The following is a 604-nucleotide window of genomic DNA, read 5'->3' on the forward strand; positions in this document are numbered from 1 at the left end:
CGCAGTTCTTAGTTGATCCACAAGCTAAAGTGGAACCACTGCCTCCTGCTGGCGATATCACGCCACCGACTTTATCCGCTCCGCAACAAGCGGCAGCAAGCGCCCTCATCGATCAAGCCATGAGCCGTTCTGCGGACAACGTGACGTTTGCACGCGAGTTAATCAAAGCGCTTAACGATCCAGACAGCCAAAACTCCGCTCTATTATTGAACGATTTTGACCGCACCGATGCACTGCACAAGATTCTTCTGTCGGCTGGCGTTCAAAGTAAAATTGTTGGCGTAATCGAGCTTGAAGATGGCCGTCGTCGTCAAACCATCCAACCGATGGTGCAAGTTTGGTCTGGAAAAGATTGGGTTCTGTTCTCGCCAAATTCAGAGCAGAAAGCCGTAAAACCTAACCTTCTTGTTTGGGATGAATCGAACGTTTCGTTACTTGACCTTGTGGGAGGCAAGAACAGCCAAGTTCATTTCTCCATGATCAAACAAGAAGTGACGCCTCAACAAGCGACAAACAACAAGGTTGAGGCCGATGGCCTGCTTAACTTATCAATCCACAGCTTGCCTCTAGAAGAGCAAGCGATGTTCAAGACCATCATGCTGAT

General features: G+C 48.8%; 1 protein-coding gene. It reads left to right on the plus strand.

Features of this window, described 5'->3' with window-relative positions:
• Positions 1-604: UUP1 family membrane protein (locus R7R24_RS28455; protein WP_318120416.1), on the plus strand; the 604-nt coding region annotated here is incomplete at both ends.

Source organism: Vibrio sp. 704 (assembly GCF_033339295.1).